Raw genomic sequence first — 19,900 nt, 5'->3', positions numbered from 1 at the left:
GTCGCAGAATCGCATGCGCGGGACCCGCGCAGTGCGATTCTGCGACTGCTCGCGGCGGTTATCCCCAGCGTGACTGGCCGAGGACAGCCGCTTCTCGCATGCTGTCGCGGTGCACCTTGGAGCGCTAGCGCTGTTGGAAAACGCCGGCGGGTTCGCTACCACCGCGCAACTGCTGACGGTCATGACCCGCCAACAGCTCGACGTGCAAGTCAAGAACGGTGGTCTCGTTCGCGTGTGGTACGGGGTGTACTCGGCGCAGCAGCCGAGTCTGTTGGGTCGCATGGCGGCCCTCGACATCTTTATGGGGCGCCAAGCCGTGGCTTGCCTGGGCACTGCCGCCACGTTATACGGGTTCGACACGGAGAACACTACCGCCATTCATGTGCTCGACCCCGGCGTACGGATGCGGCCCACTGTCGGTTTGATGGTTCACCAGCGCACCGGCGCCCGGTTGCAGCGGGTGTCAGGTCGTCTGGCAACCGCACCGGCGTGGACGGCCGTTGAGGTCGCACGACAGCTGCGCCGTCACCGAGCTCTGGCCACCCTTGACGCCGCACTGCGATCAATGCGGTGCACTCGCTCCGAGATTGAAAGTGCCGTTACCGAACAGCGTGGGCGCCGCGGAATCGTCGCGGTGCGCGAACTGCTGCCGCTTGCCGACCCACGAGCGGAATCAGCCATGGAGAGCGAAGTTCGGCTCGTCATCATCGACCACGGATTGCCGCTCCCGGAGCTTCAATATCCGATCTACGGCCGCAACGGCGAACTGTGGCGGGTCGACTTCGCTTGGCCTGAAAGGCGTCTGGCGGCCGAGTACGAAAGTGTCGACTGGCATGCCGGGCGCAACGAGATGCTGAGTGACAAAACCAGGTGGGGCAGGATCCAGGAACTCGGGTGGACGATTATCCCGATTGTCGTCAGCGACGTGAGACAGCACCCCTACCGCCTGGCCCAGCGAATCGCCACCCACCTGGACCGCACGCGCATCGCTATCTGACGCTGGCGAGCAGTCGCAGAATCGCACGCCAAAGGCCGGTGGAACGCGATTATGTGTCTGCTCGTCAGCGGCACAGGATCATCGAAAGTGCCTGGCGCAACCAGCTACTCGGGTCAGCCGGGAAATCACTGCACCGCCAGCCGACGAAATCGTCGGGGCGTACCAACAACGCTGCTTGCGGCTCGAGTCCGGTCGCGGCGAACCACGCGTTATCGCGGATGCACTGCACGGCAATCGGGACACCGAGAGCGGTCGACACCGAATCGGCTGCACCACGCCAACGCTGGTCCCCGGTAAGCAGGGTGAACCCGTGGCCGAGCAGATCGAGGGTCGAAATACGCTGTCCGCCTTGCGAAATCCACACATGCGGGGTCCGGGTGCCCGGTTGCCCACACAACTCCGCCACCAGCTGCACCGCGTCGGAGTCCGCTGCGGGTTCGGCGGTCACGACCGCCGCAGAGCGGTACCGGTAACCGATCAGCAGTTCGAACATCGAGCACTCTTCATCGGCGGGCAGTTGCGGTCGATGCTCGTCCAACTCGAGCAAGGCAACCGTCGGTCCGGTCAGCGACTGGTGGGCGGCAAATCGCCCCACCGGGTGACGCTCGGTGTGATAGGTGTCCAGCAACTCAGTGCCGGCAGTACCCTGCAGGACGGCGGCCAGCTTCCAGGCCAGGTTGCGCGCTCTGGATCGCGCTGTTGGCTCCCCCGGCCTTGAACGGCGGCATGGTATGTGCCGAATCGCCGACGAGAAAGACACGGCCGCAGGCGAATTCGTCGGCCACCTGTTCGTAGGGTTGCCACGTCGCCACCTCGGTGATCCGCACCTCGATCGGTTCGCCGATCGCCTTCACCAACAGCTCTGCACAGCGTTGCGGGCTAAACTGTTCGGCCGTCTCACCTTTGGCGGGATGGTAGGTGGTGATGAACATGCCGAGGTCGCCGGTGACCGCCAAGAATATTCCTGGTGCGTCAGGATTATCGACCTGCACGGCATCCCCGTCGTTCAGGTGCGAGACGAAATGCCGCCACGGCGCCCGGAAGTAGATGAAGACGACATAGATCGGCAGCGCCCCGTAGCCGGACGTGGTCATCGAGAGCGCCCTGCGGATCGGGCTGTGCACGCCGTCGGCGCCGATCAGATAGTCGGCACGTACCGTCTGGCGGTCTCCCGACGTCCGGTCGGCGATGGTCGCGGTGACGCCGGCCTCGTCCATGTCGAACGAGACGAACTCCGTCCGGTAGCGAACTTCGCCGCCACGGGCACGGGTCGCGCCCAACAAGATCGGCTCAGATTTGCTCTGTGGGCAATACTGCGCGGCCGGTTCGGGACTCAGCGTGTCCAGGCCCGCGAAGAGTGCGTCGATGTCCATTGCCGGTCGCTCCTCGGCGCTGTTGAGCGTCGGCTTCACCACCATGGCCGAGACATGTTCGGCAACCGCGTGCACCTGGTCACCCACGCCGAGGCCGCGCAGGATCTCCAGACTGCGGAAGCTGAGATTGCGGGCCTTGGGGTAGCTGAAGACTTCGTCGCGCTTGTCGACAAGCAGCGAAGCAACACCGTGCCGGGCCAGTAGCGCCGATGCCGCCAGCCCGCCCACTCCGGCCCCGACAATGAGCACCGGGACATGCGTGACCGTCATGCGCACTCCCCTTCCCCGGCCCGTGAACCCCTGCCAATACGGAACGTATTAGTTCCGTCTGGTGCCCAGTCTGGCACGAGAGCCCGAGACGCCGCAATCGCTCCTAGTGCCGCGCGGCTGGATAATTGGGCCGGGGTTTAGGGGCCCGGCGCGATGGCAAGCGGCAGGACCACGTCTTCGAGAACACGCCGAACGAAGACTCGATCGACCGGCCGGCCCGTCATCACCCGCAGCACGTTGAGGCCCAGCGCGACATCGGGTATCAGGGTCAGGTCCCGGCCCGCGGGGACCTCACCCCGGGCGACGGCATGGTCGAGTGCCACCCGGAGCAGCTGGCGCGGCCGGGAGAGGACGAGGTCGTCCAAGGCGGCGGCCAGAACGGGATTGTGCATGGCGGCCGTGGCCACGCCGACGATGATGCGGATTGTGGCCTGGTCGGCGTCGTCGAAATCCGGCACCGCGGCAACCAGAGCGTCGATGTCGCCGCGCAGACTGCCGGTATTCGGCGGGTCGACCGGCCCGACTCCGCGCCGCCAGTGGGCGATCGCATCGGCCACCACCTCGGCCTTCGACGGCCAGCGCCGGTATATCGCCGCCTTACCGACCCGGGCGCGGGACGCGATGTCGTCCATGCTCAGTTGGTCGTAGCCGTTTTCGGCCACACCCGCCAGCGCCGCCTCGAGGATGACCGCGTCCAACGACCGATCCAGGCGTCCGGGACTGCGCCGCGGACGCGCCGCTCCCTTCAGCGGGTCGGCGCCCGCCCGCTCAACTGCCATGCATCTGAACCATTCTGCCGATACGACTCAGTTCCGCTACGCCGGTGCGGCCCCCGCGAGGAACTCCTCGGCGACGGCGACAACGCGCTCCCGGTCGCGGGGCACCAGGCCGATTCGGGTTCGGCGATCCAGGATGTCGTCGACATCCAGTGCGCCCTCGTGGGTCACCGCGTACTCGAACTCGGCCCGGGTGACGTCGATGCCGTCGGCGACCGCTTCGGTGGGACGCTCGCAGCTGGCGGCGGTGATCACATTGGCTGCTTCGGCGCCGTAACGCGCCACCAAGGACCCGGGCAAGCCGGCCGCCGATCCCTGTGGGCAAGGCCCGGGGTTCGCCGGCGCACCGATAAGCGGCAGGTTGCGAGTCCGGCAATCACCGGCGCGCAAGTGCCGCAGGCCGATCGCACGATTCAGCACATCCTCGGCCATATACCGGTATTCGGTCAGCTTGCCGCCGACCACGCTGATCACCCCGGAGGGAGACTCGATGACGGCGTGGTCGCGGGAAACGTCAGCGGTGCGGCCCTCGCCGGTGTCGATCAGTGGCCGCAGCCCGGCATAGGCGCCGATGACATCGGTGGTCTGCAGTGTGGTTGTCAGCGCGGTGTTGACCGTGTCCAGCAGGAACATGATCTCTTCCGAAGATGGTTCTGGCACATCCGGAATCGGTCCGGGAGCATCTTCGTCGGTCAACCCCAGGTAAACCCGGCCCAGCTGCTCGGGCATGGCGAACACGAAGCGGTTGAGCTCGCCGGGAATCGGAATGGTCAGCGCCGCAGTCGGATTCCCGAAGGCTTCGGCGTCGAATACGAGATGCGTTCCACGGCTGGGACGTAACTTCAGCGAAGGGTCTATCTGGCCGCCCCACACTCCCGCGGCGTTGATGACGGCGCGGGCGGACACGTCGATGGTTTGGCCGGTGCGCCTGTCGCTCAACCGCGCCGAAGTGCCCGTCGCGTTCGATGCGCCAACGTAAGTCAGGATCCGGGCGCCGTGCTGGGCCGCGGTGCGCGCGACCGCCACTACCAGTCGGGCGTCGTCGATCAATTGCCCGTCGTAAGCCAGAAAGCCGCCGGCAAGGCCGTCACGCCGCACGGTCGGCGCCATCTCGACCACACGCCGCGCCGGGATGGTGCGCGATCGGGGCAGCGTCGAGGACGGCGTGCCGGCCAGCATGCGTAATGCGTCGCCGGCCAGGAATCCGGTGCGCACCACCGCGCGTTTGAGGTGACCCATCGACGGCAGCAGCGGGACCAGCTGCGGCATCGCACGCACCAGATGAGGGGCGTTGCGGGTCATCAGGATTCCGCGTTCGATGGCGCTGCGCCGGGCGATGCCCACGTTGCCGCTCGCCAGGTAGCGCAACCCCCCATGCACCAGTTTGGAGCTCCACCGGCTGGTACCGAACGCGAGGTCGTGCTTTTCTGCCAGCGCCACCCGCAAGCCCCGGGACGCGGCGTCCAACGCGATTCCGACACCGGTGATACCGCCACCGATGACGAGCACATCCAGCGCTTCCCCGTCGGCCAGAGCGGTCAGTTCGGCAGTGCGGCGCGCGGCGTTCAGAGCGGTCGAATTGGGCATCAGGCCAGGTATCCGTTCAGTGAGTAGGTGAGTTCGGCAGCCAGTGCTTGGGAATCGAGGATCGGATTGACGATGTCGACGGACTGAATCGTCGACTGGGCGATGAGCAGCACCATGGTCGCAAGTTGACGGGGGTCGCCGGCGCGGACGCTGCCCGATCGTTGTGCCACTTTGAGTCGAGCCGCGAGCCCCTCGATCAGGAACTGCTGACTGGTGCCCAGGCGCTCGGTGATGTAAACCCTGGCCAGGTCCGAGTGCATCAGCGCCTTGATCAAGTCGTCGCGCCGTAGCCGATCGGCCACCGCGACGACTTGTCGTACCACGGCTTCACGGTCGTCGCCATCGAGGGGCAATTCGCCCAGCACGTCGGTGATGTGGCTGGTCAGCAACGCCGCGATGATCGAGCGAGTGTCCGGCCACCGACGGTAAACGGTCGGGCGACTGACGCCCGCGCGTCGTGCGATCTCGGCGAGTGCCACCTTGTCAACACCGTAATCGCGGACACAGCTCGCGGCCGCCGCAAGTATGCGGGCCCCGATGTTTTCGGGAGCATTACTCGTTGACAGCATATGCGATACTGTAACGCATGACACATCTCGAGGAACTCCTTCCGCCCATGAAATGGAATGCGTGGGGAGATCCCGCCGCCGCCAAGCCGCTCTCCGACAGCGTCCGTGCGCTGCTGAAGCAGGTTGTCGGCCTTGGTGATTCGGATGACGCCGAGCTGGATCCCGATCAGGTGGCACTGCGCCCGTCCACCTTGTCGCAGGCCGACCAGGATGCGCTGGCCGAAATCGTCGGCGCCGAATACTTCCGTGCCACCGACCGCGACCGGTTGCTGCACGCAGGCGGCAAATCTACCCCAGACATGCTGCGGCGCAAGGACACTGGCCCTCAGGACGCTCCCGACGCGGTGTTGCTTCCCGGTGATGACGGCACTGTGGCCGCGATTCTGCGGTATTGCTCCGACCACGGCATCGCCGTCGTCCCCTTCGGGGGCGGCACCAACGTCGTCGGCGGGCTTGATCCTTACCGCGGCCAGTTCGGCGCGGTGATCTCGCTGGACTTGCGGCGCTTCAACCAACTTCACTTCCTCGACGAGGTATCGGGCATTGCGGAATTGGGCGCCGGCGCGACCGGCCCCGAGGCCGAACGCCTGCTCGGTGAGCACGGCTTCTCGCTCGGGCACTTCCCGCAAAGCTTCCTTTTCGCCACCATCGGTGGTTTCGCGGCAACCCGTTCCTCCGGCCAGGATTCCGCCGGCTATGGCCGGTTCAACGACATGATCCTCGGGCTGCGCATGATCACCCCAGTGGGTGTGCTGGATCTGGGCCGGGTCGCGGCATCGGCCGCGGGTCCGGACCTGCGCCAACTAGCGATCGGCTCGGAGGGCGCCTTCGGCGTCATCACCAAGGTGCGGTTGCGGGTACACCGGATACCGGAAACAACGCGCTACGAAGCCTGGTCGTTCCCCGACTTCGCTACCGGCGTCGCGGCGCTGCGCGCGGTCACCCAAACCGGAACGGGACCCACCGTTGTCCGCCTCTCCGATGAGGCCGAGACCGGCGTGAACCTCGCCACCACCGAATCGATCGGCGAAAACCAAATCACCGGCGGCTGTTTGGGACTCACCCTCTTCGAAGGCACCAAGGAACACGCCGAAAGCCGGCACGCCGAGACGCGCGCGTTGCTGATAGCTCACGGCGGAACGTCTCTGGGTGAGGGGCCGGCGCAGGCCTGGGAGCGCGGCCGGTACGCCGCGCCCTACCTGCGCGACGCGCTGCTGGCGGCCGGCGCGCTCTGCGAGACGCTGGAGACCGCCACCGACTGGTCCAACATCCCGAGATTGAAAGCCGCGGTCACCGAGGCGCTGACCACGTCACTGGCGGAATCGGGTACCCCGGCGCTGGTGATGTGCCATGTGTCGCACGTGTATCCGACCGGGGCGTCGCTGTACTTCACCGTCGTCGCGGGGCAGCGAGGCAACCCGATCGAGCAGTGGATGGCCGCCAAGAAGGCCGCGTCGGACGCGATCATGGCCAACGGCGGCACCATCACCCACCACCACGCGATTGGCGCCGACCACCGCCCCTGGATGCGTGCGGAGGTCGGCGATCTTGGTGTCCAACTGCTGCGCGCAATCAAAGCGACACTCGATCCGGCCGGAATTCTCAATCCCGGCAAGCTGATTCCGTGACTGCCGAGAACCCTGTCTCCCGGCAACCGCGCCGGCGCGAGATCGGCAAGGTGACCGCGCTGACCAATCCCGTCTCGGGGCACGGCGCCGCGGTCCGGGCCGCACAGATCGCGATCGCCCGGCTGCATCATCGCGGTGTGGAGGTCGTCGAAATCATTGGTGACGACGCGCAGGACGCGCGTTATCTCGTTTCGGCGGCACTCGAGAAGGGCACCGACGCGGTCGTCGTCACCGGCGGCGACGGTGTCATCTCCAATGCGCTGCAGGTGTTGGCGAGCACCGATGTTCCGCTGGGCATCATTCCGGCGGGCACCGGCAACGATCACGCCCGCGAATTCGGGATTCCCACCAAGGATCCCGAAGCCGCCGCGGACATCGTCGTCGACGGCTGGACGGAAACCATTGACCTGGGCCGGATCCGCGACCGCGCGGGGGTCGACAAATGGTTCGGCACCGTGGCGGCAACCGGATTCGATTCGCTGGTGACCGATCGAGCCAATCGGATGCGTTGGCCGCATGGGCGCATGCGCTACTACATCGCGATGCTCGCCGAGCTGTCGCGGCTGCGGACGTTGCCGTTCCGATTGGTCCTCGACGGCGCCCGGGAGATCGAGACCGACCTCACGCTTGCCGCCTTCGGCAATACCCGCAGCTACGGCGGCGGGCTGCTGATCTGCCCCAACGCCGATCCTGCCGACGGCCTGCTCGACATCACCATGGTGGCGTCGGGATCGCGGACGCGGTTGGTCCGCTTCTTCCCCACCGCTATGAAGGGCACTCACGTCGACCTTGACGAGGTGACCACCGCACGGGCCAAGACCGTCGACGTCGAGTGCCCCGGCATCAACGTGTACGCCGACGGCGACTTCGCGTGTCCGCTGCCGGCCGAGATCGCCGCAGTTCCGGCCGCGCTACAGCTGCTGCGCCCCAATCCCTCACCGGTGTAACAACTCGGTCACCGAACCCGACATCTTTTCAAACCCGATCACGTCCGATCAGGGAGGAAAGATGTCCGGACTTCGCGAGACCGCACTGGCGGCTTTGGCTGCTGCGTCGTCCTGTTGTGTCGTGATGGTGCAAGCTCCCCGCGGGGCTGCCGACGACGGTCCGACCTGGAACGGACAATACGTCGTGACGTTCGGGGCCAATGCCAAGACCGGCACCAGCATCGCCGCCAGTGGACCCGAATTCGCCCACCGGGCGAACTACTCCTTCAGCTCGAGCTGCGCGGCGGGCGTCTGTATCGCCACGGTGACCGATGGGCCGCCGGCAAAGAACGAGTTCATCCAGCGCCCAATTGAATACACCTGGAACGGTTCCCAATGGGTGCGAGAGACGACCTGGAAGTGGGACTGCCTGCTGCCCGACGGGACAATCGAGTACGACCCGGCGAAATCCATTGCGGTCTATACCCCCGGTCCGCATGGAATCCTGACCGGGGTTTTCCACACCGACATCACCAGTGGCGCCTGCAAGGGAAATGTCGACATGCCGGTATCGGCCAAGCCGGCCTTCGAGCCGGAGAGCGTTGTCTAAGAGCTACCTCGCCGTTTACGGTCTCGATCATGCGGCCACGGCAGTGATCTTGGCGTTGTTCGTCGCGGTTCGTCGCGGTTCGTCGCGGTTCGTCGCGGTTCGTCGCGGTTCCTGCGAACTGGACACTGCCCCGCGGCGGTGATCGCCTCCCCGGGGGGTTGCTACCGGGCACCGGGCTTCGGAGGCGACCCGACCCAGCCCGGGACCTGCGTGGACGCGGTCGATAGGCGTCATGTCAGGGTGCGATCACCGCCGGCAGCGGTCAGGTGGCGGGCGTGTCAGGCTGGTCGGGCGGAATCGCGCCGTCGCAACCACCGGGCGGTGGCGGACCCGGCAGCGGCTCGTCGCCACCGACGCAGTCGTAGTACCACTGCGGCCCGGTTATGTAGGTTCGCATCCACTGGTGCCAGAACGACCCGTCGGGATACTTCTCGCCGTCGCACACAGCTAACTCGCCAAAACCCCAGCGCCCGCCTGGGCAGTAACCCATCGTCATGTTCGGCTTGTGCGGGTCCGGCGGATCAGCGCTGGCGACTGCAGCAGAAGACACAATCACCGCAGCACAGCCTAACGTTGCGGCGCCAAGGCGAGTAAGGTTCGACTTCATTTGTATATTGACCCTTCTTTAGCGTGCTGAATCCATACGGCTGATTTCAAGTGAAGATCCGAACTTGTGAATGAACTTCGGCCAGAAGGATCTGCAGTTCGGTTGTTCTGATAAAGATTCGACATTGACTCGCTAGTTCGGAAAAGTCGCAACATACGTGCGGCAGTTTACGGCACGAAGGGCCGGCGGTGTCAACTCCGGACCGGCAATGAACGGGACACATCAGGCCGATCTGGAAAGGCGGTAACGGCCCCGCCGCCATACCTCACGGCTTTCGCCGTACGGGCATAAGTGCGTCGATCGTCGCTGCGCAGGAGTCCAGTTCAACGGAGGTTGTCACGTCGTTGGACCGGTGTGCGCACCGGCATCCCGGCAGTGCGGGCCGGAATCGACAAACCTCAATAATTCTATGCTATTGATCAATAACGGCTTTTGATTAGCGTTCGGCGAGAAATATCTGTAAGGTACCGACCGGACTTTAATGGACTTGCGACGGCATATAACGGTCGCATTGGTTCTTCCATTTACGAAGCGGTTGCCCGGTCTTGATCTCGGACCCGTCGGTGGGCGTCGATGATCGGGTCTTCTACGCCCCTTGGCGCGCCGTTTCTTCGATCCGCGACTGGAACGCCGTCCACCCCGACGGAAACGTATCTGCGGCTGCCTTTCCGAATTTCGGCACCGCTTGGGTATTGAATCGCCGGGTTGAGCGCACGGGGATTCGATCAGTGCCGGGTGCACGCCAGCTTGAATTCATGCGGTCGACAGCACACAGGCCTCGCTGCCGATGACGTCAAGCACCCGGTGTCCAACGTGGCTCGCCAATGCCCCAGCCCCCACCTGCGTTTCGCGTCGACCTCCTCGTGATTGCGCAACCAATGCTGGTTGCCCGAGCTGACCGATAAGTCGTTGCAGCGGTACGCATTTCATTCTCCGGTTCCCGACCTGATGGCCTCGATCCCGGAATGCGTGGACGCACACCACGACTCACACGACGACGCATCGGGACAGCGTCCTCACCGAGGTCGCCCCCAGAACATCCCTAAATCGTGCGGCCGGGAATGGCGCAGGCAAGCGCACCACATCGTGGCGAACCGTCACACCTTCGTGCTACCGCGGTGATGATCACAGGCCAATGATTCCCAGACCGTTTCACAAACTGACGTTCACGTCACTGGAGGCATAATTCGGTTCTTCCAGATCCCGCAACTGACGACGGAGTTCGGCGCCACCAATAACCTGCAAAACATCACCGAGGTGATTCAGCAAGCTGACCTGCGGCATACGGGTTGGTTGGAGTGGGCGTTCACCGGCAACGACCCGACGAGCACGGCAGTCAATGCGCAGGCGCTGGTCTACAACCCGGCACTCCCTCCGACCGGCGATAACGTCAACACAGCCAAACTCCCAGCGCTCGCCGAACCGTACCCCCAGGTGGTTGCCGGCACCCCAAAGTTATGGGCATTCCGCAGAGGCAAGTTCCAACTGCCCTACGCGACCGAGCGAGCCGACCACCACGGCGGCTTCGTCTCCGGCGAGCAGACAATCATCTCGGTGCCGCCCGTCGAGTATCCGAACGGCTACCAGGTGAGTGTCAAAGGTGGACAGGTCACTTCGGCACCCGGCGCCGCCTTGTTGACCATCGTCGCAGACCCGGGGCGCAAGCACCGTCAAAGTCGTGGTCGTGCCCTGACGGCCAGCGGGTGCCAGGTCCAAGTGGCTAACCGACGCCGCGGCTCAACCACGCGACCTCACCGGCGTCGCCACCGTCTCGGTACACCTCGAGCGCCTCGTCCCACGCGGTTCCCAGCACCGAATCCAGCTCGGCAGCAAGAGTGTCGGCCCCCTGCGCCATTAACGTCCGCAGCCGCATCTCCCCCACCATGATGTCGCCGTTGGCGCTCATGGCACCGCTCCACAAGCCCAGCTGCGGGGTGTGGCTGAACCGCTGCCCATCGACACCGGGGCTGGGATCTTCGGTGACCTCAAAGCGCAGCACCGACCACGAGCGCAACGCATTGGCCAGCCTCGCGCCGGTGCCCACCGGCCCCACCCAGTTGGTGACCGCACGCAATTGCCCGGGCATCGCCGGCTGCGGCGTCCAGACCAGATTCGCCTTGGCCTGCAGGGTCGACGACAACGCCCACTCGACATGCGGGCATACCGCCGCGGGCGAAGCGTGGATGTACACCACGCCGGTCGTCACGTCGGCGAACTGATTCGATGCACGCATCTCTTGCTCCTTCGGTTCCGCGAGGGACGTCTTCCCCAACGACCTGGCGAACCAGCAGAGCGAGATACCTGCCACGAAATTATGTTGTCTGCGTGTCTATTGTGCCTTGTGAGACCACTGTTGCGCTAGTGTGCAGTCCGGATTAGCTGTACTCGGCCAAAACCCAGTCCGAAATCGCCGGCCAGGGCTCTCGGGCCCACTCGCCGAAATCACGATCCGTGAGGACCACCAGCGCCAGGTCCGCGTCGGGATCGGCCCAGATGAACCCGCCTGCCTGACCGAAATGGCCATATGTTCGCGGCGAGTTGCGGGTGCCCGTCCAGTGCGGCGACTTGGCATCCCTGATCTCAAAGCCCAGCCCCCAGTCATTGGGGCGCTGCACACCGTATCCGGGCAACACCCCGTCCAGGCCCGGGAACTGCACGGTGGTCGCCGCGTCGTGCATCTGCCCGGAGACCGTCAACGGGCGCAGCAGGTCACCGGCGAACAACGCCAAGTCGGCGACCGTCGACGTGGCGCCGAACCCGGCTGCGGCCGCACCGCCATCGAGCCGGGTATTCGCCATGCCCAATGGGTCGAACACCGCCTCGGTCAGATAGTTGCCGAATTCGATTCCCGACTCCCGCTGCACCGCTTCGGCCAGCACAGTGAAGCCGTAGTTGGAATACATCCGCCGGGCGCCGGGCTGTGCCAGCTCCTTCGCCGAGTGCATCGCCAGGCCCGACGCATGCGCCAGCAGGTGACGGATCGTGGATCCCGGGGGCCCGGTCGGGGTTTCGAGGTCGACGACCCCTTCCTCGACGGCGATCTGCACCGCGCGGGCCACCAACGGCTTGGTGACCGACGCGAGAGTGAACACCTGCGCGGTATCGCCATGGGTGGCCAGCACACCGTCGGGTCCGATTACCGCCGCGGCGGCAGCGGGCACCGGCCAGTCGTCAAGAGCATCCAAAGCGGCCATCGAGTCCCGCTTCACTTCCGGGCGATGTAGTAGTTGTTCAACGGATCTGACTCGATCTCGGTCAGCTGCACGTCACTGAAGCCGGCGTCGGCGAGCATCGAGGTGGCCACCTGGCGGCCCCACACGGTTCCCAACCCCACGCCGTCCAGCGCCAGCGACACCGTCATGCAATGCATCATCGACGTGGTGTACAGGTAGGTGCTCAGCGGGACACCGATGTTGTCCTGGAGTCGGCTCGACGCCTTGATGTCAACCATCAGCAGCACACCGCCGGGTCGCAGGGCCCGATGGATGTTCTGCAGCACCCGAGCCGGTTGCGCTTGGTCGTGGATGGTGTCGAAGGCGGTGATCACGTCGTAGGCGGCTACTTTTTCGGGGACCTTCTCGAGCTGCGCCAAGTCGTGCCGCTCGAATGCCGCGTTGTTCAGGCCGAGTGCAGCCGCCTCTGCGGCGCCTGCCCCCACGGCCGCTTCCGAAAAATCGATGCCAGTAAACCGGCTTTGCGGGAACGCCTGCGCCATGAGATTGACCGCATGCCCGCTGCCGCAACCGAAATCGGCCACCTCGAGGCCGGCCCGCAGACGCTCCGGCAGGCCCTCGACCAACGGCAAAACCACGTCGACGAGGGTGGCGTCGAACACCTCACCGCTCATCTCGGCCATCAGCGTGTGGAAGCGCGGGTAGTCGCTGTAGGGCACGCCGCCGCCGGCCCGGAAGCAGTCAATGACCTTCTGCTCGACTTCGCCGAGCAGAGCGATGAACTGCGTGACGCGGGCGAGGTTGTTGGGTCCGGCGGCTCGGGTAAGGGCTGCCGCCCGATGGGCGGGCAGCGCGTACGTCGCCTTATCGGGGTCGTAGTCGACGACCTGCGCGGCGGTCACGCCACCCAGCCATTCCCGGACATAGCGCTCGTTGAGCCCCGCCGCCTCGGCGATCTGGGTGCTGGTCGACGGCGGCAGCTCGGCCATCGTGTCCAGCAGCCCGGTCTGATGGCCGACGCTGAGCAGGATCGCCAAACCGGCGCTGTCGATGGCCGCCACGATCCGGTTGCCGAATTCCTCACTGGTTTCGGGTTTGGTTTCGGGGCCGATTTCGGGGCCGGTGTCGGTTGCCGTCATGATCAGCGACGCTACACCGGGCCGCCACGGCACTGGTCCAAGGCGAAGACGGTTCTCGAGCCCGTGTTGGTTGTGGTCAGCGATGCGAATCCGCTATTGCACGCCGTCAAGCCCGTCTTCGCCCAGCAATCGTGCGCCGGCGCCGCCGGCCCCGCCGGCGCCCGCGGTGGTTCTGTTGCCACCGTTGCCACCGTCGCCGCCCCTGCCGCCCCCGCCGAACAGCACCCCGGCGTTGCCGAGTGCCGGGGACGCGATGTGGTCTTTCAATTCGTGACGCTGGTCCTGGACAACGCCGGTGCCGGACACCCGTCCTGAATTTGTCCGGCAGGCTATAGGTTGGGGCCATGAATCAGACAGTGCGCGGCGTGATTTCACGAAAAAAGGGTGAGCCCGTCGAATTGGTGGACATTGACGTCCCGGACCCCGGGCCCGGTGAGGTCGTCGTCGACATCAGCGCCTGCGGGGTGTGCCACACCGATCTGACCTACCGCGAGGGCGGCATCAACGACGAATACCCGTTTCTGCTGGGTCACGAGGCCGCGGGCACGGTGGAAGCCGTCGGGCCAGGGGTGACCACGGTCGAACCGGGCGACTTCGTGATCCTGAACTGGCGCGCCGTGTGCGGCCAGTGCCGCGCATGCAAACGGGGCCGGCCGCACTACTGCTTCAACACCTTCAACGCCGAACAGAAGATGACGCTCACCGACGGCACCGAACTCACCCCCGCGTTGGGCATCGGCGCGTTCGCCGACAAGACGTTGGTGCACTCCGGTCAATGCACCAAAGTCGATCCGGCAGCCGATCCCGCGGTAGCCGGCCTGCTGGGTTGCGGAGTGATGGCCGGCATCGGCGCCGCGATCAACACCGGTGGGGTGACCCGCGACGACACCGTCGCGGTGATCGGCTGCGGCGGCGTGGGCGATGCCGCGATCGCCGGCGCCGCGCTGGTCGGGGCCACCAAGATCATCGCCGTCGACACCGACGACACCAAGCTGGCGTGGGCCCGCGAATTCGGCGCCACGCACACGATCAATGCCCGCGAAACCGACGTCGTCGCAACCATCCAGGAACTTACCGACGGCTTCGGCGCCAACGTGGTGATCGACGCCGTAGGCCGGCCCGAAACCTGGAAGCAGGCCTTCTATGCCCGTGACCTGGCCGGAACCGTCGTATTGGTGGGCGTGCCGACACCCGAAATGCGATTGGACATGCCGCTGGTGGACTTCTTTTCCCGCGGCGGGGCATTGAAGTCCTCGTGGTACGGCGACTGCCTACCCGAACGCGACTTCCCCACCCTGATCGACCTCTACTTGCAGGGCCGGCTTCCGCTGGACAAGTTCGTCTCCGAACGAATCGGGCTCGGCGACGTCGAGGAGGCATTCCACAAGATGCACGACGGCAAGGTGCTGCGCTCGGTGGTGATGCTGTGATCGAGCGCGTCGTCACCCACGGGACTTTCGAACTCGACGGCGGCAGTTGGGAAGTCGACAACAACATCTGGCTGGTCGGTGACGACTCCGAGGTCGTGGTTTTCGACGCCGCCCATGACGCCGCACCGATCATCGAGGCGGTCAGGGGCCGCAATGTGGTGGCGGTGGTGTGTACGCATGGCCACAACGACCACGTAACGGTGGCTCCCCAACTCGGCCAGACCCTGGACGCGCCGGTGTTATTGCATCCCGGCGACGGCGTGCTGTGGCGAATGACGCACCCGGACAGAGACTTTCGCGCCATCGACGAGGAAGAGACGGTGCGTGTGGCCGGGACCGAGTTGCGTGCCCTGCACACCCCGGGCCATTCACCGGGATCGGTGTGCTGGTATGCGCCAGAGCTCGGCCCCGGGACAGGTGTCGTGTTCAGCGGCGACACCCTCTTTTCCGGCGGACCCGGGGCAACCGGACGCTCTTTCTCCGACTTCCCGACGATTCTGCGGTCGATCTCCGAACGGCTCGGGACGTTGCCGGGCGACACCGTCGTGCATACCGGCCACGGCGACAGCACCACTATTGGCGACGAGATCGTCCACTACGAAGAATGGGTCGCCCGCGGTCACTGAAGCCGGTTAATGTCCCCGAAGAATCCGGCGCTTCTCGGCCTGGAACTCACTTTCGGTGAGTGCCCCTGAATCACGCAGCGCCGCAATGGTTTTGAGCCGCTCAAGCTTGACCCCCTGGTCGCTGGGCTCGCTGGGTCCGATGGGCTCGATGGGCGCCGACCAAGTCGCCGATACCGTCGTAGGCCGGCTGCGACTCAGCCACATCACCGACAAGGCCAGATCCACCAGGCCAACGACGAAGACGGCGACGAATACCCATACCAGATAGCCGTAGGAGCTCTGGTGGCCGAAAGCCAGTCGCGGGTTGATGTATCCGCCGACCCGGCCCTCGGTCGTCACGCGGTAGCTGCCTTCGACCGGAACCTGGACCATCCACACCCGCACATGCGCGTCGTTGTTGACCGTGGTTGTGCTGCCGATACTTTCGGTGACCCGCGGTTGTGGCACGCCCGCGGGTGGGTCGATCGAAATGCCTAGCGGCGGCACCGGCAGGCCGGTGCCGTTGGTGCCGCCGATGACCACGGTGTGCAGGCTGACGCTGACTTCACTGGCCGGCAGATGGACGCTGCCCGAGCCCGGGACAGGCACTTCGCCGTAAGCGTTGTACTTGTCCAGAAGGAATGCGTTGAGCACCAACGTGGCGATGAAGCCGGCCACCGACACCACTAACATCACAACGGCCAGTGCCAGCGAAACCTTGGCGGCCCGTCTGCTGTTCATCCACGCAGTTTGGCACGCCGGCGAAGCATCGCGACGACCACAGCACCGATCAGCACCACAAACGCGGTCACCGGCACCCAATCCCCCAGCCGTTGGTACACCGTGGTGCTCGAGCCCAACGGAACGCTGACCACAACGGCGCCCCGGAAATCCGACGGGCACCACGCCAGCCGGTGCCCCCGGACGTCGAAGGCCGAACTGTCGCCGGACAACCCGGCATGCACCGCCGGGCGGCCCGCTTCGACCGCACGCACCGCGGGTTGCGCGGCCAATTGCGGCTGCGCCCAACTGCCTTGAAATGTCGAGGTGGAACTCTGGTAGGCCAACAGCTCGGCCCCCAGCAGGGCTTCACGTCGCGCCAGATCGGAAAACGTCGTCTCATAGCTGACCAGCGGTCCGATATCGAGCCCACGGGCAGACAGCACCACCGGCCCGGCTCCCCGCCTGCGGTCTTCGGCGGCGGCCTTGCTGTGGCGGGTGAGCCAGCCGACCAGCGGCCGCAGCGGCACATATTCGCCGAACGGCACCAGACGGGTCTTGCGATAACTGCCGAGCACTCCGCCGGCACCCACGAGCACCGACGACTTGTAGATGCCCCCGCCCGGCGCTGCCGCATCGACGTTGACAAGCAGCTCGGCGCCCACCCGCCGCGACAACTCCACCAGCCGGGCCAGCACCTCGGGATGTCCGGTGAGATCCTGCCCGACGCTGCTTTCGCCCCACACCACCACGTCCACCCGCTGGCCTACGAGGGTGGCCGTGATCGCCTCACTGGCCTCCTCCCGGGCAGTCGCATCGTCGATATCGCCGGGCTGGACGAGCGCGACTCGCACGGTCGGACCGGAAGCGGGCGCCGGGCCCAGCAGGTACCACGCCGGTCCCAGTCCCGCGCACGCCACCGCACACCCCAGCGCGACCAGCCGCATCGGCCCCTGATGCACGATCGCGACGGCGACGGCGGCATTGGCAGCGACCACCAGAAAGCTGGTCAGCCACACTCCGCCCAGGGACGCCGACGCCAGCGTGGCCGGCTGATTCCACTGCGACGCGCCCAACGGCGCCCACGGACCGCCCAACGGGGGCCACGCCCGCACCGCTTCGGCCGCCACCCACGCGCTGGGCACCATCACCACGACGGCAGCCATGCGCGCGGCGGTCACCGGCGCCGTCAGCAGCCGGTGGGCGATCCATCCCCACGGCAGCCACAGGGCACCGAGTCCCATGGCGTACACCGCCAGAAGCGGGCCGGTGCTGGTCGCCAGCCAGTATTGAGTGGCCAGCACGAACCCGCCGACACCCCAGCAGGCCCGTACGGCGCCGTCCCACGATGTGGCCGCGGCCCGCACCGCCAGCAGCAGTGGCACCACCGCGAACCACGCCAGCCACCACCGCGACGGCGCCGGGAAAGCCAGCGCCGGTAGCGCGCCGAGGACCAACGCCACCGCCCATCCGGGGACGCGCCGCCGGCACGTTCCCGAATGGAGGGCCATGGTGTTCAGCATGCCGGTCGGATTCTGCGACGGCGAGGAAAGGCGGCGAGGAAAAGGGCACACTGGACAGGCGCCACCGGAAAAGGAGTGAAACGCATGGCTAACGATCTGATCGCGACGGTGCCCGATCTGTCCGGGAAGCTTGCCATTGTCACCGGCGCCAACAGCGGTCTCGGGTTCGGGCTGGCCCGACGGCTGTCGGCATCCGGCGCCGATGTGGTGATGGCAATCCGCAACCGCGCCAAGGGTGAGGCGGCGATCGAGCAGATCCGCACCGCGGTTCCCGACGCCAAGCTGACCATCAAGGCACTTGACCTGTCGTCGCTGGCCTCCGTCGCCGCGTTGGGTGAGCAGCTCAACTCCGAAGGCCGCCCGATCGACATTCTGATCAACAACGCCGGTGTCATGACCCCACCCGAACGCGACATCACCGCCGACGGCTTCGAATTGCAGTTCGGCAGTAACCATCTCGGTCACTTCGCGCTGACCGCCCAGGTGCTGCCGCTGCTGCGCGCGGCGCCCGCCGCGCGGGTGGTCTCGCTGAGCAGCTTGGCGGCACGGCGCGGCCGTATCCACTTCGATGACTTGCAGTTCGAAAAGTCCTACGCCCCCATGACGGCCTACGGGCAGTCGAAGCTGGCAGTGCTGATGTTCGCCCGCGAGCTGGACCGCCGCAGCCGCGAGGCCGGCTGGGGCATCATGTCCAATGCCGCGCACCCCGGGTTGACCAAGACCAACCTGCAGATCAGCGGACCTTCGCACGGCCGGGAAAAGCCGGCGCTGATGCAGCGGCTCTACCAGGCGTCGTGGCGTTTGACTCCGTTCTTTTGGCAGGAGATCGACGAGGGGATACTGCCCGCCCTGTATGCGGCCGCCACCCCGCAGGCTGAGGGCGGTGTGTTCTACGGCCCCCGGGGCTTCTACGAGGCGGCCGGCGGCGGCGTGACGGAGGCCAAGGTGCCCGCCCGGGCCCGCAACGACGCCGACTGCCGACGTCTCTGGGAGGTTTCCGAACGTCTCACGGGGGTCAGCTATCCGACGCCGGCCTGATAGGCCGCCGACGGACGGCTCGGCCTACCACCGGTCGCCAGGACGAAGCGAAAAAGAAGCTGGCGCAGAATGATTCGCTGATCACCACGGCGGGGCGGGCGTGTCGGTGCGCACTGCGCGGCGTTACCCGGACCGGTCTCGGTGGTTGTTTCATCGAGACTGCAGCCACTGCGACGTGCTGCGGCGTGTCGTCTGCGTGGCTGCGGTGTCGCGGGGACGACGACCTGCGTACCGGCAAGCGTTTCGATCCGGCGCCGCATTGGGTAACCGGAATTGAGGGGTCGGTCACAAACTGCAACGGCAAAGGGGCACAGGCATGACTGCGCACGACGAGCAGGCCGCCGGCCGCAGCGATCACCGGCAACAGGCCGGCAGCAGCAGCGACGGCGGGAAACCGGATACCTCCGAGGTGCCGGAACCCAGCGACGAAGCCAAGGAAACCGCGGCCGAAATGATGACGGCCTATGAGGACCGGCCGACGTTGGTGTTGCCCGGCTCCGGCAGGACCATCACCGGCACCGCGGTCGGGGACTGGCTCGACGACCACGGCCATCCTCGATACGCCGACGACACGGATTCGCCGGCGGCAAAAGCCAAGGCAAACAGCGAACAAACAGATGAAGACAAGAAGGTCGCCGAGAATCTGGACAGGGACAAGGCCTACAACGAGGAAGTTCTCAAGTCAGCCCGAGACGAGGCAGCCGCGGGCTAAGCCGGCCTCACCGCGCTGCCGGGAGCGGGATGACCGGGTCTAGAGCCCGGGAACCGGGGGTATCGGGAAGCCGATGCCGGGGATCTGCGGGATGGCCGGGATCGGCGGGATCTGCGGCACCGCCGGCACTTGCTGGGTGGGCGGTGGCTGCGTGGTGGCGGGTGGTTGCGTGGTGGCCGGCGGCTGGGTGGTGGCCGGCGGCTGGGTGGTCGTAGGG

Annotated in this window: 19 protein-coding genes and 2 pseudogenes; 9 read left to right on the top strand and 12 right to left on the bottom strand. The window is 66.1% G+C overall.

Annotated features, from left to right (window positions below):
* Positions 1–109 precede the first annotated feature (109 nt).
* The gene (locus BST40_RS23420; RefSeq protein ID WP_083155844.1) at positions 110–997 is read left to right on the top strand and encodes a hypothetical protein; all 888 of its coding nucleotides are present in this window, start codon (positions 110–112) and stop codon (positions 995–997) included.
* Between the two features lie 64 nt (positions 998–1,061).
* Here BST40_RS23420 and BST40_RS23415 read toward each other — a convergent pair.
* From BST40_RS23415 to BST40_RS23400, 4 genes and pseudogenes are all read right to left on the bottom strand, one after another.
* Positions 1,062–2,640: pseudogene (locus BST40_RS23415) on the bottom strand (FAD-dependent monooxygenase).
* A gap of 137 nt (positions 2,641–2,777) precedes the next feature.
* Positions 2,778–3,419, bottom strand: a complete 642-nt coding sequence (locus BST40_RS23410; protein ID WP_075545283.1) for a TetR/AcrR family transcriptional regulator — start codon at positions 3,417–3,419, stop codon at positions 2,778–2,780.
* Between the two features lie 36 nt (positions 3,420–3,455).
* Positions 3,456–5,003, bottom strand: coding sequence for a glycerol-3-phosphate dehydrogenase/oxidase (locus BST40_RS23405; protein ID WP_089025280.1), 1,548 nt, complete (start codon positions 5,001–5,003; stop codon positions 3,456–3,458).
* Positions 5,003–5,572, bottom strand: coding sequence for a TetR/AcrR family transcriptional regulator (locus BST40_RS23400; RefSeq protein WP_083155840.1), 570 nt, complete (start codon positions 5,570–5,572; stop codon positions 5,003–5,005). The genes BST40_RS23405 and BST40_RS23400 overlap by 1 nt, the downstream gene beginning before the upstream one ends.
* Positions 5,573–5,619: 47 nt before the next feature.
* Between BST40_RS23400 and BST40_RS23395 the strand changes: the two genes are divergently transcribed.
* The 3 genes from BST40_RS23395 (at position 5,620) to BST40_RS23385 (ending at position 8,736) form a co-directional block, all read left to right on the top strand.
* On the top strand, positions 5,620–7,200 hold the full coding sequence (locus BST40_RS23395) for an FAD-binding oxidoreductase (RefSeq protein ID WP_083155848.1): 1,581 nt from the start codon (positions 5,620–5,622) through the stop codon (positions 7,198–7,200).
* The gene (locus BST40_RS23390; protein ID WP_083155839.1) at positions 7,197–8,147 is read left to right on the top strand and encodes a diacylglycerol kinase; all 951 of its coding nucleotides are present in this window, start codon (positions 7,197–7,199) and stop codon (positions 8,145–8,147) included. The genes BST40_RS23395 and BST40_RS23390 overlap by 4 nt, the downstream gene beginning before the upstream one ends.
* Positions 8,148–8,208: 61 nt before the next feature.
* Complete coding sequence (locus BST40_RS23385; RefSeq protein ID WP_083155838.1) at positions 8,209–8,736, top strand: Rv2253 family sensor-like surface protein; 528 nt, start codon at positions 8,209–8,211, stop codon at positions 8,734–8,736.
* A gap of 262 nt (positions 8,737–8,998) precedes the next feature.
* On the opposite strand, the gene BST40_RS23380 is transcribed toward BST40_RS23385, so the two are convergent.
* Positions 8,999–9,343 carry a hypothetical protein gene (locus BST40_RS23380; protein ID WP_075545289.1) on the bottom strand — a complete coding sequence of 115 codons (345 nt, stop codon included), beginning with the start codon at positions 9,341–9,343 and terminating at the stop codon, positions 8,999–9,001.
* 1,152 nt (positions 9,344–10,495) lie between these two features.
* The gene (locus tag BST40_RS32630; RefSeq protein WP_255245912.1) at positions 10,496–10,627 is read right to left on the bottom strand and encodes a hypothetical protein; all 132 of its coding nucleotides are present in this window, start codon (positions 10,625–10,627) and stop codon (positions 10,496–10,498) included.
* On the opposite strand from BST40_RS32630, the pseudogene BST40_RS33385 reads away from it, so the two are divergent.
* Positions 10,601–10,990: pseudogene (locus tag BST40_RS33385) on the top strand (cellulase family glycosylhydrolase); the annotation flags it as partial. The gene BST40_RS32630 and the pseudogene BST40_RS33385 sit on opposite strands and share 27 nt — an antisense overlap.
* A gap of 73 nt (positions 10,991–11,063) precedes the next feature.
* Here the strand turns inward: BST40_RS33385 and BST40_RS23375 are convergent.
* From BST40_RS23375 to BST40_RS23360, 4 genes are all read right to left on the bottom strand, one after another.
* Positions 11,064–11,576: a DUF3145 domain-containing protein gene (locus tag BST40_RS23375; RefSeq protein WP_036412540.1), complete on the bottom strand. Its 513-nt coding sequence runs from the start codon at positions 11,574–11,576 to the stop codon at positions 11,064–11,066.
* Between the two features lie 142 nt (positions 11,577–11,718).
* Complete coding sequence (locus BST40_RS23370) at positions 11,719–12,537, bottom strand: serine hydrolase domain-containing protein (protein ID WP_075545308.1); 819 nt, start codon at positions 12,535–12,537, stop codon at positions 11,719–11,721.
* 11 nt (positions 12,538–12,548) lie between these two features.
* On the bottom strand, positions 12,549–13,655 hold the full coding sequence (locus BST40_RS23365; protein ID WP_083155846.1) for a class I SAM-dependent methyltransferase: 1,107 nt from the start codon (positions 13,653–13,655) through the stop codon (positions 12,549–12,551).
* A 93-nt stretch (positions 13,656–13,748) separates the two neighbouring features.
* Positions 13,749–13,961, bottom strand: coding sequence for a hypothetical protein (locus BST40_RS23360; protein ID WP_075545290.1), 213 nt, complete (start codon positions 13,959–13,961; stop codon positions 13,749–13,751).
* Between the two features lie 38 nt (positions 13,962–13,999).
* Between BST40_RS23360 and BST40_RS23355 the strand changes: the two genes are divergently transcribed.
* Positions 14,000–15,085: an S-(hydroxymethyl)mycothiol dehydrogenase gene (locus BST40_RS23355; protein ID WP_083155837.1), complete on the top strand. Its 1,086-nt coding sequence runs from the start codon at positions 14,000–14,002 to the stop codon at positions 15,083–15,085.
* Positions 15,034–15,711, top strand: a complete 678-nt coding sequence (locus tag BST40_RS23350; RefSeq protein ID WP_075545310.1) for an MBL fold metallo-hydrolase — start codon at positions 15,034–15,036, stop codon at positions 15,709–15,711. Before BST40_RS23355 ends, BST40_RS23350 begins: the two co-directional genes overlap by 52 nt.
* 6 nt (positions 15,712–15,717) lie before the next feature.
* On the opposite strand, the gene BST40_RS23345 is transcribed toward BST40_RS23350, so the two are convergent.
* Both BST40_RS23345 and lnt read right to left on the bottom strand, forming a co-directional pair.
* Positions 15,718–16,431: an SHOCT domain-containing protein gene (locus BST40_RS23345; RefSeq protein ID WP_083155835.1), complete on the bottom strand. Its 714-nt coding sequence runs from the start codon at positions 16,429–16,431 to the stop codon at positions 15,718–15,720.
* The gene (lnt, locus tag BST40_RS23340; RefSeq protein WP_082275200.1) at positions 16,428–17,921 is read right to left on the bottom strand and encodes an apolipoprotein N-acyltransferase; all 1,494 of its coding nucleotides are present in this window, start codon (positions 17,919–17,921) and stop codon (positions 16,428–16,430) included. The genes BST40_RS23345 and lnt overlap by 4 nt, the downstream gene beginning before the upstream one ends.
* 96 nt (positions 17,922–18,017) lie before the next feature.
* Between lnt and BST40_RS23335 the strand changes: the two genes are divergently transcribed.
* Together BST40_RS23335 and BST40_RS23330 are read left to right on the top strand one after the other, a co-directional pair.
* Entirely contained in the window at positions 18,018–18,971 is a 954-nt protein-coding gene (locus BST40_RS23335) for an SDR family oxidoreductase (RefSeq protein ID WP_075545293.1), read from the top strand.
* A 316-nt stretch (positions 18,972–19,287) separates the two neighbouring features.
* On the top strand, positions 19,288–19,683 hold the full coding sequence (locus tag BST40_RS23330; RefSeq protein ID WP_082275197.1) for a hypothetical protein: 396 nt from the start codon (positions 19,288–19,290) through the stop codon (positions 19,681–19,683).
* The last annotated feature ends 217 nt before the right edge of the window (positions 19,684–19,900 follow it).

Origin of the sequence: Mycobacterium persicum (assembly GCF_002086675.1) — a bacterium.
Taxonomy (GTDB): domain Bacteria; phylum Actinomycetota; class Actinomycetes; order Mycobacteriales; family Mycobacteriaceae; genus Mycobacterium; species Mycobacterium persicum.
This window is presented reverse-complemented; position numbering and strand designations above follow the sequence as displayed.